Below are 14,224 nucleotides of genomic sequence, written 5' to 3'. Positions count from 1 at the left end.
AAGGAAGGAAAGGAGAAAGATTACTGAACAGAACGACAACGGCCTCTATCACAGAGGCCGCTGGGCATACACCTACTCTAAACGTTTAATAAAACCACGCCATAGCGGCTTAACGATTTCGGTCAGGCAGATCAGCCAAGGCATTGTGCCCAATAGCACCGCTGTGCTGCTGGGACGTTGATTCTGGGTAAGCGATTTGATTATCTTCACCCGAACCGCGCTCCGCTAATGCAACACCAGAAACCAGTGCAAGAGCGATGGCAGCGACGATATTAATTACTTTCATTATTCATTCTCACTCGTTTTAATTGGTTAACTAATAAATTGAGTTATTAATAAATAGAGCGGTTAATAACTAGAACAACTCATCAATGATTGCTCAGTGACCTTAATTCCCACGGTACGTTGAGTAGCCGTAGGGGCTAAGCAGTAGCGGTATGTGGTAGTGCTGATCGGCCTCTTCCACTACGAAAGGTACTGGCACATTGGGGAAAAACGTAGCGGTGTCATGCGCTTCAAACCATTCACCGGTTTCAAACGTGACACGGTAAGTGCCTGGCAAGAACGCTTCATCAGTGGGGTAAAGGGCTGATACACGGCCTGCATCGTCGGTAGTTGCCGTTGCCATCAATTCCCAGCCCGTATCGGTATGACGCTCAAGTTCCACATCAACGCCAGGAGATGGCTGGCCGTTCTGAATATTGAGGACATGAACACTCAGCGGGTTATCAGCCGCCAGTGCTGTGGCAGCAACACTGCTAAGAGCAATACCAGCAAAAAAAGCAGACAATAGTTTCATAACAACATCCTTTTAGTGTGATGGGAGTAAAGCGGTGTTTGTGGGATTTACTGGGGTATCACGCTGTCGATAGCCGTTAGGGCACAGCCTTCGTCAATAGCAGAACCACCCGCCCCAGCAACACCAAGGGCACCAATCAGTTCACCTTCGATTCGGAGCGGCACACCTCCCCCCAACAGCAGCAATTCATCCAACGTGTTTAGGTTTGCCGACTCAGGGTCTTGGCGAGCATGTTCAGATAACGCGCGACTAGTACTGCCCGTCGACAATGATGTAAATGCTTTGCGTTGGGCGGCCAACGTGTTGTGGGGGCCGATGTTGTCATCGCGTTGCAAAGCAACCAGATTGCCACCACGATCTACTGCAGCGACCACCGCAGTGCGGCCATCGGCATGACACGCTTCCAAGGTGGCATTCACTAAGCGATTAGCCAGATCTAGCGACAGTGTCTGCTGCTGGAGCGGCCCGGTATCGGCAAGTACGCTACCGGCCAACAAGACAGCGCCAAGCAGAGGCAGGCGAGCACGTCGTGATGTCATGAAAGTCTCCTTATCAAGTGATGGCATCATCCTGACAGCTCGACCTCGTCAAACACCTGACGGCAGCATTACAGATTTGTAATGTGAAAAAGCGTCCGATCCGGCTACTCTGTGTCGATTTCGCGGGGTGACTGTATGCGTATCCTGATAGTAGAAGACGAGCAAAAAACCGCTGATTACCTGAGCAGAGGGCTTGGTGAATCGGGCTATGCTGTTGAGGTAGTTCGCGATGGATATGATGCACAGCACTACATTGAAGAGTACGAATTCGACTTGATCATTCTTGATGTCATGCTGCCCGGCCTTGACGGCTGGCAGTTACTACAAATGGTCCGCCAGCGAAGCCAAGTACCGGTGCTTTTTCTGACCGCGCGCGATGCCGTAGAGTATCGCGTCAAGGGGCTGGAACTGGGCGCAGACGATTACTTAGTAAAGCCCTTCTCGTTTGTCGAACTATTAGCCCGAGTACGTACGCTGTTACGCCGCAGCCCGCCTCGCGAGAGAGAGCATTTTCGCGTAGCCGATTTAGCAATGGATGTTTTGCGCCGCCGAGTCACCCGCCAAGGCGAACGACTTGCACTCACCAACAAAGAATTTGCGCTTTTAGAGCTGTTTCTCGACCGGGAAGGCGAAGTGCTATCACGTACCTATATTGCTTCTCGGGTTTGGCAGATGAACTTTGACAGCGACACCAACGTCGTTGAAGTAGCTGTACGGCGACTTCGCGCTAAAGTCGACGACCCCTTTCCCACTAAACTAATCCACACCGAGCGTGGCATGGGCTATGTGCTTGAGGATCGTTCCTAATGCCAGCATTAAACTCTCTAGCAACGCGCCTATCGTTACTTTTTGCCCTTGTCAGCACACTACTGCTGGGAAGTATCGGCACCTATCTCTACCATTCGTTAACCCGTGAAATAGCATGGCGTGATGACCAAATGCTGCATGGACGCCTGGAACGTATGGAGGCGCTGCTTGACGATAGCGAAAGCATCGCGATGCTTCACCAGCGCCCTCAGCTCTATGCCAACATGCTAGGCAATCGCGACAGCCTGCTGTGGGTACTTGATAGTGAAGGAAAAGTTCTCATTGAGGTTAATCCCAGCAATGTGCCCGTGCCAGAACTGCCAATGACGCCATCCGTTCGCTTTAGTGATATGCCTGAATCGATCCAGGCGAGACTGGCGTGGCACACTCTTGAGCAAGATGGCCAGCCATTAACTCTGGTCGCAGGCAAGCTGCTAAATGAGCGAAATCAGATGCTCGCTGCCTATCGGCTCAAACTATGGGTGGCATTAGTGACTGGAGCATTACTGGCTTTTTTGCTTGGCTGGGGCGTCAGCCGACAGGGGCTTCAACCGCTGCGCCGCCTGGCTGAGCAGACCAACCGCATTGACATTCGCCAATTGGATCGACGCTTGAACGTGGCTGGGGAAACGGAAGAGATCAACCGTCTTAGCCAAGGCCTGAACCGTATGCTGGGTCGATTAGAGGAAGGATTCTCCCAACTCTCTCGCCACTCAGCCGACATGGCTCATGAGTTGCGCACCCCCTTAACCAATTTATTAGGGCAAACACAACATACGTTGCGCCGGGAAAGAAGTAATTTGGAATATCGCCAGGTACTTGAATCGAATATCGAAGAGTATGAGCGCCTATCAAGAATGATCGACAGCCTGCTATTCCTAGCCCGTACTGAAAGCCCATCAAGTGATATTCCCAAGGAGCGCGTCGATATCAGGGAGCTAGTCACCCAGCTATGTGATTACTTCGAGGGCATGGCGGAAGACGACAACCGCACATTGATAAATCACACTAGTGGTAGCGTACTTGCCAACTGCGATCTATTGCGCACGGCATTAGCCAATCTAATCGCTAATGCCCTACGCCATGGACGTTCAGGAACACCTATCCGCATTTATACCAAAAACGTTGAAAACCAAATTGAGTTACACATTCATAATCATGGGCCTGTCATCTCACCAGACGATCTGCCAAGAGTGTTTGAACGGTTCTATCGCTGCGATCCAGCGCGAAGCGGAGTGGCAGGCTCAGGCGGCTTAGGCCTAGCCATTGTTCGCTCAATTGCTCAGTGGCATAAAGGTGACGTGCGGGTCGAAAGCGATGCCGAAAAAGGCACTACCTTTACGCTCTTACTCAGCATTAACGACACGCACTGATACGGTTACGACTCTCTTACTTAACACACTAACTTATTTTTTGTTATCACCTAGCATTATCTAAAAAACAAATAACAACTATCAGCCTCACAAAAACTAACGTTTTCTTAAGTTAATTTTTAATAAATTACGCTATAGTTTACTGTAACGTATGTTAATTCTTAATGATTTTGTGAGGAAATATATGATGCTACGCCTTTCTAAACCTCGTTTAGCGCCGCTATGTATCGCCGTTGCCAGTATCGCCATAGCACCCACCGTATCCGCTTGCACTTCCCTTCTCTATAGCGACGCAAATGATCACTATTATGCGGGCCGCACCATGGAGTTGCCCATGGAGTTACCTTACAAGGTATCTTACTTTCCTGAAGGCACTACCTTTGGTTCGCAAGCTGACAAACATCATGCACTAGACTTTACTGGTCAAAACGCATTTGTAGCGATTAGCGTACCTGACCCAGTCTCAGGAGACGTAAAAGTAGCGGAAGGGCTTAATGACAAAGGCCTAACATTCAGCGTGCTGGCATTCGCGAGTACCGAAGGTCCCGTAGATATGGTCGACAACACACAAGCAGTGCTAGCCGCTATCGACTTAGGCGCCTGGACGCTTTCTCAGTTTGATACAGTCGACGAAGTCAAACAGGCATTAGAAGAACAACCTGTATTAGTCACTTCATTACTACCCCATGGGTTACTAAAAACACCGTTCCATTACACCCTGCATGACGCTACGGGTAATTCAATTGTGATCGAGTTTGCTAACGGCGAACAAAATATTATTGATAACCCGCTAGGTGTTATGACGAATGGGCCAGAATTTTCCTGGCATATGACTAACCTGAACAACTACACATTTTTAAGCAACATTGATCAATCAAAATTGGAGCTTAATGGGGTAACACTCGCCCAACCTGATTCAGGCATCGCCACTGCTGGGCTCCCCGCCTCAAACACATCGGTTGGCCGCTTTGTACGCGCCGTTTACTATTCTCAGTTTGCCGAAAAAGCGGAAGATGCTGATAATGCAATCACCACGCTGGCGCACGTCATGAATAATTTTGACCGTCCGCGCGGCATTACTATCGACAACCGTTTCCATGATTCTATTGAAAACATTGCGGCCCCAGGCGTTAACAATAATCGCGTCTACACGTCTGAGTACACCTCCTGGACGTCATTGATTGACCTCCAGCAGCGGCACTTCCACATACGCTCTTACGACAGCCTTAACTATATTCATTTCGATTTAGATGAGCTAACTGATATTGATGAAATACGGCACGTCGAACTTAAAGATGTTGTCCATGGCCCACAAGATGCCACCGCATCCTTACGCCAATAAGCAATTCTCTGAAGAACTTGATTCGATAAAATACTTTTATAAACAACACACTAGGTAATAAAACATACTAAGCCGTTATGCGAACCGTCCAGGGCAAGAGCTAGCACCTCTTGCCCTACAAGCTCTAACTAACCTACGACACGGTCTACTCACACGTTAACGCCTACCCTCTAACCAGGCGTTAATTTCCCGAGCGACAAGCTCTGGATGCGTCATGTGGATACAGTGCCCCTCGCTTGCCATAACACGCAGTGTGCTATGAGGCATTTGCACATGGATATAACGCCCTACTTCCGGGCTAGCAAGGGAGTCTACTTCGCTTTGAAGCAATAGCGCCGCGTGTTTCGCTTGAGGTAGTAAATGTCTGTAATCCGAAAAGAAGGTAGCTCGCGCAAAGGTTTTCGCCACTAACGGGTCGGTTGAACAGAAACTGCTGGAGAGCTCTCCAATTAACGCATGAGACGTCCCAGACCCCATAATCAGTGGTGCCAGATAATTAGCCCATCCGATATAATTTCGATCCATTAAGCCAATAAGTTCTTCCAGATCACTACGCTCAAAGCCACCGTAATAGTTGGGTGGCATATTGAGAAAGCAAGGCGAGGGACAAATCATAATATGACTAGCGAATCGCTCGGGGCTGGCAATGGCCGCTAAGAGGCCAATGTTGCAACTAACAGAATGCCCAACAAAATGCACTTCGCTCAAATTGAGAGCATCACAAATATCGGTAACATCACGAGCATAACCTTCCAGCGTATTATAGCGTGACTCGCTGAAGGCAGAAATTGTTGATTGACCTGATCCTACATAGTCAAACAAGACCAGCGTGTAGTGCTCTTCAAGCTGGGGGATAAGGTACTGCCACATATGTTGGTCACAGCCAAAACCGTGAGCGAGCATCAGGGTTTTATTGCCTGACCCAACAACGGTTACATTATTTCGAGCTATGACTCGCTCTTTTGTTAACACGTTTGCTTTGCTCCCTTAGCTTAACGGTTTTATATACCAAAAATTAACTATCGATGACGTTTGAATTGCTTCTTAAAAGCGTGCTGATGCCACTCTTCAACCCAGGGTTTGAAGGCATGAGCAGGCATTGGACGGGCAATAAAATATCCTTGCCCACATTCGCAGCCAAGCTCAATAAGCTGTTGGCTATGTTGAAGCGTTTCAACACCTTCAGCGACCAAATCACATTCGAATGCGCCGGCAAAACCAATAACACCTTTAAGAATCGCTAAATCTCCAGCGCTAGACAGCATATTTTGAACGAAACTACGATCAATTTTTAGTGTATCAACTGATAGGTCTCTAAGATGGCTTAAAGAGGAGTACCCGGTACCAAAGTCATCTAACGAGATACGGATTCCCATCATTCGGCAAGCATTGAGCACCGAGTAAACATGGCTAACATCCTCAATAGTGCTTGTTTCCAAAACCTCAAGCTCAAGTCGCTGTTTTGGCAAACCAGGAAAGTCAGCAAGTATGTGGCTTAAATCGCAGAGAAACTGGGAATGCTGTAAGTGATACCCATCGATATTGACACTGACATGTAAATCCAGTCCTTGCTGAAGCCACTCCTGAAGCTGGCAAAGTGCGCTAGTGATAACCCATCTCCCCAGCTCCACGCCAGTCGACGTATTATTCAGCACAGGCAAAAAAGTGGCGGGTTCTTTTAATCCGTCGCTGGGATGGTTCCAGCGTATGAGCGCTTCAGCTCCAATCACCCTCCCCGTGAGCATATTAATTTTGGGCTGGAAATAAAGCTCAAACTGATTAGCGCCCATCGCAGCTCTAATAGCATTTAACTCTGATTGTTTGCCTTTTTGGACTTGTTCATTACCCACATTAAATAAACAAATCTGATTTTTTCCTGACAGCTTTGCTTGATACATCGCCTGATCGGCTTGACGAATCAATTGGTCAGGCTCTACCTCTTTCGATTGCGGATAGAGGGTAACGCCTATACTGGCAGAGAGCTTTAACAGCACCGAATCTATATCAAAGGGTTCTGAAAGTTTATTAATAAGTCGAGAAAGTGACTCTTCAACTAAACCGGCACTAAAGCGTCCATTCAAAAAAACAACAAACTCATCGCCACCAAAACGAGCAATCAAATCGTCGCTTCTTAAATTAGTAGCCAAGCGCTTGGCTACTAATTGAAGAATTCTATCGCCCATATGGTGACCATAGAGATCATTCACCTCTTTAAAGCCATCAAGATCAACAAACGCAAGCGCGAACGCCATATCATTTTTCTGTAAATCAATGATTTTCTGATCAAGGTGCTTGGTCAAAGCCGCGCGGTTAGGTAAACCGGTCAATTGATCGGTATCTGATAAAGTGCGTAGCAAAGAGATCTTCTGCTCAAGAAGCTTTTTAGTCTCCGTCAACTCCTGAAATAACTGGTCAGATCGGCTAGAACTACTGACACTCCAGAAAATACGCTCATTGGCACTATCATCGCAAAGCACATTCACCACGATTGGTAGGGTACTTGTAGAACGAGTCACCATTGAAAGCCGTATTTCGTCGCACTGCTTTTCCCGAACTAAAATAGGCACTATATAAGTGTCATACATAATCTGTGACGCTTTGCTCAATAAAATGAACAGATCGGCGCCTAATAAATCACGCGTTGAATAACCGTGATACTGCTCAAGATAGCGATTACTATAGAGAATCCGACGCTTATAGTCAGTAACCATGCACCCTATTGGGAAATCATCAAGCGAAAATAAGTTGGATGTCACCATGCTCTACCTTGAAATATACCGCAATGATTCATGCGTAAGCGTTTTTTACATTTACATATGATCTCTGATAATTAGAAAATTTGCTATTTTTATAACGTAACCAATTGATGTCATATAAAAAAACATCAATATAAAGAACTCTGCAAGTGGTACCGCCCGCTATATCCTACGCTTGTAAGTTGCGCAGTAAAAAAGTGAAGCGCACTAACGAAAATATGAAGAAAACACTAACAACAACCGATGCTGCCCACTAGATTTTTCTAGAAGGCAGCATAGCTAGTCAACGTCATCATCTTGACCAAGAAAAAGACGGTTATCTCGACGGCCCCAGGAAACGCGTTTCACTCACACGCGTTACCGATGGTTCTTCCAGCGATGTAAAGCGCAGCTCAATGGAGTGGCTGGGTTGAGTCAAAACACCCTCATCGGCGCTGAGAGCAACCCGTAAGCGGCGAGTCTCGTTAGCCTCTACGTCAATGGTTTCCATGCCTTGTAAGCGCAGCCCTGGCAAGCCGGATGCCGTTAACACATAGCGGTGAGGATCGGTATCTTGATTGCGCAGCGTTACGTTGTAGTAGTTGACGATGCGTCCACTTTCAGTACCTTCAAACAACGCTTGGCGATCTCGCGCAACATCTACATCGATGGGCACACGGGTGTTTAAGAAGCCAACGAGCAGCACCACCATAGAGAGCAGCGCCACAGCATAGGCGATCAGTTGAGGGCGCCAGAAACGGGTGTCTTTACCCTCCAACGCGCGCTCCGTGGTATACCGCACAAGGCCAAGCGGTTTATTAATCCGTGCCATGACGCTGTCACAGGCATCAATACACGCGGCGCAGCCAATGCATTCGTACTGCAGTCCATCACGAATATCGATACCTGTTGGGCACACCTGAACACACAGCTCACAATCGATGCAGTCACCAACACTGGATGCCTCAGCACCCTTTTGATGATGATTACGACGAGGTTCACCACGCGCAGCATCATAAGAAACAATCAGTGTATTGGCGTCGAACATTGCCGACTGAAAACGCGAGTAAGGACACATATGGAGGCATACTTGGTGGCGTAGCCAACCCGCATTCAGGTACGTAAAAACCGTGAAGAAGCCGATCCAAAATAGCGCCCAGGGATGCGCATTCAAGCTGACAAAATCTACCACCAACGCTCTAATCGGCGTGAAGTAACCGACAAAGGCGATCCCCGTTGCCAGCGCGATTAGCAACCAAGCCGTATGCTTAGCGATTTTGCGCCAAAGCGTGTCAAAGGTACGTGATGCGTTATCACGACGTATGCGACGGTGCCGTGGCCCTTCCAAGCGATGCTCAAACCAGATAAACAGAAAGGTCCAAACGCTTTGCGGGCAGCTATAGCCACACCACACGCGCCCCGCCGCTACCGTGATCAAAAACAGGCCAAACGCGCACAACACCAAGATCCAGGTGAGCAAGATAAAGTCTTGTGGATAAAACGTCGCCGCAAAAATATGGAACTCTTGCGCAGCAAGATCAAACCACACCAGCGGCCGCCCCCCCCAATTAATCCATGGCAAGCCAAAATACAGCGCCATTAACAACCAGTTTGAGCAGCGCCGGATGCGCTGAAAAAAACCACCAATTTCTCGCACATAAATATGTCCAAGCTGGGGTGGCTTATTATTGGACGGGTTGCTACTAAAAGGCTGGTGGCGGGAATCATTAGATGCAGGCGAGTGGTGTTCAACCGCTGCCTCAGTGGTTAGGTTTTGCAATGGAATGCGTTGCGTCATACCGATATCCAGAAAAGAGGGAATGGAGGTCATACGGTCGAGGGGCGTCGCCGATTATTAACCACCACTATCCCCACTACGCTGACTAACAAACAGGCGCAGTTTTAGAGAAATATTGCGTATCAGTTGAGCCTAAACAGCTTATAAAGCTACCTTCTGATATGCTTTTTATTAATGGATTTGAGCCTGTTTTAAATTTCCCACATCCGTCACAGTGGCATTTCCCTCTAGCAGAGAGTTTCACCTGTGCCACCTAAAACTGTGATGGAGTATCCTGGTGCTATCCTCAACGCACCGACGGTTTATCCCATGAAACGTTACGAACAATTTGCCGATGAGATAGCCACGCTGATTCGTCAGGGCGTGCTTGGTCCTGGGGAGCGAATTCCGTCGGTTCGCCAGGCCAGTCGTCACCATGGGATCAGCCCATCCACGGTGTTTCAGGCGTACTACTTACTCGAAAACCGCGGTCTCATCACGGCACGAGCACGCTCAGGCTATTTTGTTCGTGAACATGCTCGGCGCTTGCTGGGCGAGCCACGTGTGACGTTGCAGCCCACCGACCCCGCGGAAGTAGAAGTCAGTGAGCTAGTGTTCTCGGTGCTCGACTCACTGCAGGATGATCGAACGGTGCCTTTTGGGTCAGCTTTCCCAAGCCCTGAGCTTTTCCCACTTTCGCGGCTGAGCACCAGCATGACACGTGGTCTGCGCGAGCTTTCTCCTCAGCAGGTAGTGGCCGACATGACCACCGGGCATGTCGACCTGTGCCGACAAATCGCTCTCCGCTATATGCTGGGAGGCATTCAGCTTCCAATGGAAGAGCTGGTGATTACTAATGGCGCGATGGAAGCGCTCAACTTAGCCCTGCAATGCGTGACCCAACCTGGCGATTTGGTGGCGGTTGAGTCCCCGGCGTTTTATGCCAGCCTGCAAGTATTGGAGCGACTAAAACTGCGTGCAGTGGAGATTCCAGTGCATCCACGCGAGGGTATCGACCTTGATGTGCTAGCAGAGCGATTGGCGTCGCTACCTATCAAAGCCTGCTGGTTTATGAGCCATCTGCAAAACCCGCTCGGCGCCAGCCTAAGCAATGAACGAAAGCAGACCCTTTATCAACTATTAAAGCAGCACCAAGTCCCCATGCTAGAGGATGATGTGTATGCCGAGCTGTACTTTGGCAGCACACCGCCTACCCCAGTGAAAGCGTTTGATGATGAGGGGCTAGTCATTCACTGCAGCTCTTTCTCGAAATGTTTGGCGCCTGGCTATCGCGTTGGCTGGGTAGCGGGAGGGCGCTACGCCGAAGCTATTTCACGACTGAAGTTAATGACGACTATTTCGCCTTCCATTCCCGCACAGGCAGCCATTGCCGACTATTTACAGCACGGCGGCTATGACCGTCACTTACGTAAGCTCCGCCACGCTCTAGAAGCCCAACAAGGTAGTATGCTGGCGTCTGCAGATCGCTACTTTCCCACCCAAACACGTATCACTCGGCCTGATGGCGGCTACTTTTTATGGGTAGAGTTTCCTGAAAAAGTTGATTCACTACGCTTATTCAACATGGCGCTCGACCATGGTGTTAGCTTGGCGCCAGGCCCCATTTTTTCCGCAACTCAGCAGTTCCGGCATTGCGTACGCTTAAGCTATGGCCACCCGTGGACAGCACGCAGCGAGCGGGGCATGGAAACCCTAGGACAGCTATTAACTCTGTTTTAAATCCCTGCCGCTCTGTAGCTCACCCCTCTTCCTAACTGATATGGTTTTTTGGTTAAAAACTAAGCCTGCCATGAAGAACATCTACTAATAAAGTAATCTAGCAAATAGCCAGATAGAACCACTCGCTAGGCGCTTAGGCTGGTTAATGATCATTTGGTTTTCGAGTGTTGGTGTTCTATTACTGCTTTCACTGGGAATTAAGCTCATGATGGGGCTAGTGGGCTTAACCAGCTAAAAGACTTACGTTGTCTGGTCAACGTATTAGACATTGGGTCATAGGTTATGATCGCTCTTTGGCAACTTGCCTGCCATTGAACAATGTTAACCGGATTAGCCTATGCCAATTGACCTGCAAGCGCTCTATCCCAAACTAGTGCATCTGATGCTGGACACGGTCTTCGTGGTCGATAAAGACCATCAGATCCTGTTTGTGAGTGATGCCTGCGAGTCACTGCTTGGTTACCGTGCTGATGAACTGACCGGCACTTTAATCACCCATTACATGCATCCTGACGATCTCGCGCTCACGCAAGCTTCCATTGTGCGGGTCATGAGCGGTCAACAACACATCGATTTCCGCAACCGCTACCTCCGCAAGGATGGCAGCACTGTGCACATTCTATGGTCTGCTCGCTGGTATGAAGACGAAGAAGTTCGCATCGGCGTTGCTCGAGACGTAACAGCCCTAATACAAGCCGAAGAAGAATTACGCTTCCTTGCCCATCACGATCCACTAACAAAGCTGACGAATAGATCACTCTTCTATGATCGGCTCGTTTCAGGCTTGGGCGCGGCTCATCGCCACCAGAGCGGCCTTGCGCTGCTGTTTCTGGATATTAATGACTTCAAGCTGATTAACGATACCTATGGACATGCCATAGGAGATGAAGTGCTCTGTACAGTGGCTCGGCGACTGGAAAGCTGTCTACGTCAAACAGACACGGCCGCGCGCATGGGCGGTGATGAATTTACTATTCTACTGACGGGCATCCAATCAATGGAGGCCGTTACACACAAGGTAAATCAGATTCTCGCCATCATGGCCGAGCCGCTGGGCGCAGAATTTGGAGCGATCAACATGCCGTCTTGCAGTATTGGTACAGCCTGTTATCCCGCCGATGGGGACGATGCGGATACGCTGCTCTGGCATGCTGATAGCGCGATGTACAGAGTGAAAATGCATCGGTAAAGCACAACCATTGCGTTAGGCGTTTTAAAAAATCCGACGTTGCTGATGCCGCTGGAACATCGCGTTACCCCTTGCTATTTCACGCCGACAATACCCCGCCTTCCCATATCAAGACTAAAGTCTAAGAATTTTAATTATCAAAAATTGATAACTTTTTTTTCTTTTATCTATTTTGCTGCGTATCGTTTATCAAAATTTGAGGTAATTGCGATGGGGCCATCCGACCGGATGCTAGCGCTACTGTGCTGCCTAGCAAATCAAGGGGAAGCAATGACGGTGAAGTCGCTGGCCGAGCTGACCGCTCAGCCAGTCTCGACCGCATATCGCCACCTGCGCCAACTTTTGGCCTGGGGCCTAGTCAGCGAACGCGAGGGCGGCACCTATGCGCCGGGCCCTCAGGCGGTGCGTCTGCACCAAGGTTTCGAACACCACAACGAGCTGCTTCGCTGGGCTCGCCCAGTGCTGACCGAATTGACTGAGACCACTCAGGAGAGCTCGGCGCTACTGGTGGCGGTGCGTGACCACGCCCTTTGCGTAGAGATGATCGATAGTCCACAGCCGCTGCGCTGCTGCTACCACCGGGGCCAGGTGCAACCGCTACTCAAGGGCGCCAGCGCTCGGGCGCTGCTGGCCTGGATGAGCGATGAAGAGCGCCAGATGGCGCTGATGCTTCGCTCGGAGGCGGAGCGGGACGATGCCCTGATCGATCTCGAGACCATTCGCCTACGGGGCGTGGCGGTCAGCGTGGGCGAAATCGATCAAGGAGTATGGGGCGCCAGTGCCCCAGTGTTCAACGGCCGCGGTCGTCTCAAGGCGGTGATCAGTGTGATGGCCCCCAGCGCTCGGGCTCAAGACCGAGCCAAGACTCTGAGCGAGGCCACGCGCCTCAGTGCACAACGATTGGGAGAACTCCTGCAGTGACACAAGCAGATAATGAGGCGGCGCTGATGGCGCCCTGGCAAGGCCGGGTCGATAGCACAGAGGCAGGTGACGCACGGCGCTGGCATCAGGTGATGCGTCCGGCCTTTCGGGCCGAGGCGCCGGGGCGCGCTTTGTTAGGGTTCTGCTCTGATGCTGGCGTAGCCCGCAACCAAGGGCGGACGGGGGCCAGTGAAGGGCCCCTGGTGTTGCGTCGCCAGCTAGCCAACCAGGCGTATCACCTGACGACACCGCTGTATGATGCCGGCGATGTGGTCTGCCAGGGCGACAACTTAGAGGACGCTCAGCAAGCCTTCGCCGGGCGGGTGTCCGAGCTGCTCGAACAGGGCCACCGGGTCATCGGCTTAGGCGGCGGCCACGAGATCGCCTTCGCTAGCTTCTCGGGACTGCTGGCTCACGCCCAACGTCAGGCGACGATGCCACGCCTAGGCATCCTCAATCTGGATGCCCATCTCGATCTGCGCCAGGCCGAGCGCGCCAGCTCCGGCACGCCCTTTCGGCAGTGCGCCGAGCTGTGCCAAGAGGCGGGCATCGACTTCCACTACACCTGCCTTGGAGTGAATCGTGGCGGCAATACGCCAGCGCTTTTCGCCCGCGCCGAGTCGTTGGGAGTGGAGTGGGTGCTCGACGAGCAGTGTCGCTCGCTGGACAGCCCCGCGATGAAAGCCGCTCTGGAGCGGCTGCTGACACAGGTCGACTGGCTCTACCTCACCATCTGCTTAGACGCCTTACCAGCCTGGATTGCCCCGGGCGTCAGCGCCCCTTCCGCCCGGGGCATCGAGCTGTCCCTGGTTGAGGATGTCATTGATCATCTAGCCGCACGCGTTGCGCTGCCAGTAGTGGACGTAGCCGAGTTCAATCCAAGCCTGGATATAGACGCGCGAACGGCCCGTGTTGCGGCCCGTCTGGTCGAGCGCCTGGCGCGCTAACCAACGATTAACCGGTCGTCAACGGCCACCCCTACCCGACCGCCCTGAGCGGCAC

14 protein-coding genes are annotated in these 14,224 nt (G+C 50.7%); 8 read left to right on the top strand and 6 right to left on the bottom strand.

Going from position 1 to position 14,224, the window contains the following annotated elements; translation table 11 throughout:
• Nucleotides 1–109: 109 nt before the first annotated feature.
• The 3 genes from JFC11_RS08955 to JFC11_RS08945 all read right to left on the bottom strand — a co-directional run bounded on the left by JFC11_RS08955 (nucleotide 110) and on the right by JFC11_RS08945 (nucleotide 1,338).
• Entirely contained in the window at nucleotides 110–286 is a 177-nt protein-coding gene (locus tag JFC11_RS08955) for a hypothetical protein (RefSeq protein WP_009723019.1), read from the bottom strand.
• Between the two features lie 102 nt (nucleotides 287–388).
• The gene (gene uraH, locus JFC11_RS08950; RefSeq protein WP_038478956.1) at nucleotides 389–799 is read right to left on the bottom strand and encodes a hydroxyisourate hydrolase; all 411 of its coding nucleotides are present in this window, start codon (nucleotides 797–799) and stop codon (nucleotides 389–391) included.
• Nucleotides 800–846: 47 nt separating this feature from the next.
• Nucleotides 847–1,338 carry a GlcG/HbpS family heme-binding protein gene (locus JFC11_RS08945; RefSeq protein ID WP_038478958.1) on the bottom strand — a complete coding sequence of 164 codons (492 nt, stop codon included), beginning with the start codon at nucleotides 1,336–1,338 and terminating at the stop codon, nucleotides 847–849.
• A gap of 135 nt (nucleotides 1,339–1,473) precedes the next feature.
• On the opposite strand from JFC11_RS08945, the gene JFC11_RS08940 reads away from it, so the two are divergent.
• From JFC11_RS08940 to JFC11_RS08930, 3 genes are all read left to right on the top strand, one after another.
• On the top strand, nucleotides 1,474–2,145 hold the full coding sequence (locus JFC11_RS08940; protein ID WP_198349316.1) for a heavy metal response regulator transcription factor: 672 nt from the start codon (nucleotides 1,474–1,476) through the stop codon (nucleotides 2,143–2,145).
• Nucleotides 2,145–3,518 carry a heavy metal sensor histidine kinase gene (locus JFC11_RS08935; protein ID WP_038478965.1) on the top strand — a complete coding sequence of 458 codons (1,374 nt, stop codon included), beginning with the start codon at nucleotides 2,145–2,147 and terminating at the stop codon, nucleotides 3,516–3,518. The genes JFC11_RS08940 and JFC11_RS08935 overlap by 1 nt, the downstream gene beginning before the upstream one ends.
• Nucleotides 3,519–3,702: 184 nt before the next feature.
• Nucleotides 3,703–4,860, top strand: coding sequence for a linear amide C-N hydrolase (locus JFC11_RS08930; RefSeq protein ID WP_231657904.1), 1,158 nt, complete (start codon nucleotides 3,703–3,705; stop codon nucleotides 4,858–4,860).
• A 156-nt stretch (nucleotides 4,861–5,016) separates the two neighbouring features.
• Here JFC11_RS08930 and JFC11_RS08925 read toward each other — a convergent pair whose 3' ends face one another.
• The 3 genes from JFC11_RS08925 to ccoG all read right to left on the bottom strand — a co-directional run bounded on the left by JFC11_RS08925 (nucleotide 5,017) and on the right by ccoG (nucleotide 9,393).
• Entirely contained in the window at nucleotides 5,017–5,832 is an 816-nt protein-coding gene (locus JFC11_RS08925) for an alpha/beta fold hydrolase (RefSeq protein ID WP_198349314.1), read from the bottom strand.
• Nucleotides 5,833–5,879: 47 nt separating this feature from the next.
• Nucleotides 5,880–7,619 (bottom strand): sensor domain-containing protein, encoded by a 1,740-nt coding sequence (locus JFC11_RS08920; RefSeq protein WP_198349312.1) that lies wholly within the window; start codon nucleotides 7,617–7,619, stop codon nucleotides 5,880–5,882.
• 313 nt (nucleotides 7,620–7,932) lie between these two features.
• Nucleotides 7,933–9,393 carry a cytochrome c oxidase accessory protein CcoG gene (ccoG, locus tag JFC11_RS08915; protein ID WP_198349310.1) on the bottom strand — a complete coding sequence of 487 codons (1,461 nt, stop codon included), beginning with the start codon at nucleotides 9,391–9,393 and terminating at the stop codon, nucleotides 7,933–7,935.
• A gap of 309 nt (nucleotides 9,394–9,702) precedes the next feature.
• Between ccoG and mapR the strand changes: the two genes are divergently transcribed.
• The 5 genes from mapR (at nucleotide 9,703) to hutG (ending at nucleotide 14,169) form a co-directional block, all read left to right on the top strand.
• On the top strand, nucleotides 9,703–11,112 hold the full coding sequence (gene mapR, locus JFC11_RS08910; RefSeq protein ID WP_089040994.1) for a GntR family transcriptional regulator MpaR: 1,410 nt from the start codon (nucleotides 9,703–9,705) through the stop codon (nucleotides 11,110–11,112).
• Between the two features lie 112 nt (nucleotides 11,113–11,224).
• Entirely contained in the window at nucleotides 11,225–11,347 is a 123-nt protein-coding gene (locus JFC11_RS08905; RefSeq protein WP_084183612.1) for a DUF2474 family protein, read from the top strand.
• Nucleotides 11,348–11,449: 102 nt separating this feature from the next.
• Entirely contained in the window at nucleotides 11,450–12,301 is an 852-nt protein-coding gene (locus JFC11_RS08900) for a sensor domain-containing protein (protein WP_198349308.1), read from the top strand.
• 210 nt (nucleotides 12,302–12,511) lie between these two features.
• Nucleotides 12,512–13,222 (top strand): IclR family transcriptional regulator, encoded by a 711-nt coding sequence (locus tag JFC11_RS08895; protein ID WP_198349306.1) that lies wholly within the window; start codon nucleotides 12,512–12,514, stop codon nucleotides 13,220–13,222.
• A 26-nt stretch (nucleotides 13,223–13,248) separates the two neighbouring features.
• On the top strand, nucleotides 13,249–14,169 hold the full coding sequence (gene hutG / locus JFC11_RS08890) for a formimidoylglutamase (RefSeq protein ID WP_198349501.1): 921 nt from the start codon (nucleotides 13,249–13,251) through the stop codon (nucleotides 14,167–14,169).
• The last annotated feature ends 55 nt before the right edge of the window (nucleotides 14,170–14,224 follow it).

This window comes from Vreelandella alkaliphila (assembly GCF_016107625.1).
GTDB classification, from domain to species: domain Bacteria; phylum Pseudomonadota; class Gammaproteobacteria; order Pseudomonadales; family Halomonadaceae; genus Vreelandella; species Vreelandella alkaliphila.
The sequence above is the reverse complement of the archived record's forward strand: the minus strand, read 5'-3'. Positions and strand labels throughout refer to the sequence as shown.

What these genes read in the sequence shown, in the direction of transcription:
- JFC11_RS08955 (WP_009723019.1), bottom strand. Translation starts at nt 286, where the DNA reads ATGAAAGTAATTAATATCGTCGCTGCCATCGCTCTTGCACTGGTTTCT.
- uraH (WP_038478956.1), bottom strand. Translation starts at nt 799, where the DNA reads ATGAAACTATTGTCTGCTTTTTTTGCTGGTATTGCTCTTAGCAGTGTT.
- JFC11_RS08945 (WP_038478958.1), bottom strand. Translation starts at nt 1,338, where the DNA reads ATGACATCACGACGTGCTCGCCTGCCTCTGCTTGGCGCTGTCTTGTTG.
- JFC11_RS08940 (WP_198349316.1), top strand. Translation starts at nt 1,474, where the DNA reads ATGCGTATCCTGATAGTAGAAGACGAGCAAAAAACCGCTGATTACCTG.
- JFC11_RS08935 (WP_038478965.1), top strand. Translation starts at nt 2,145, where the DNA reads ATGCCAGCATTAAACTCTCTAGCAACGCGCCTATCGTTACTTTTTGCC.
- JFC11_RS08930 (WP_231657904.1), top strand. Translation starts at nt 3,703, where the DNA reads ATGATGCTACGCCTTTCTAAACCTCGTTTAGCGCCGCTATGTATCGCC.
- JFC11_RS08920 (WP_198349312.1), bottom strand. Translation starts at nt 7,619, where the DNA reads ATGGTGACATCCAACTTATTTTCGCTTGATGATTTCCCAATAGGGTGC.
- ccoG (WP_198349310.1), bottom strand. Translation starts at nt 9,393, where the DNA reads ATGACGCAACGCATTCCATTGCAAAACCTAACCACTGAGGCAGCGGTT.
- mapR (WP_089040994.1), top strand. Translation starts at nt 9,703, where the DNA reads ATGAAACGTTACGAACAATTTGCCGATGAGATAGCCACGCTGATTCGT.
- JFC11_RS08900 (WP_198349308.1), top strand. Translation starts at nt 11,450, where the DNA reads ATGCCAATTGACCTGCAAGCGCTCTATCCCAAACTAGTGCATCTGATG.
- JFC11_RS08895 (WP_198349306.1), top strand. Translation starts at nt 12,512, where the DNA reads ATGGGGCCATCCGACCGGATGCTAGCGCTACTGTGCTGCCTAGCAAAT.
- hutG (WP_198349501.1), top strand. Translation starts at nt 13,249, where the DNA reads ATGGCGCCCTGGCAAGGCCGGGTCGATAGCACAGAGGCAGGTGACGCA.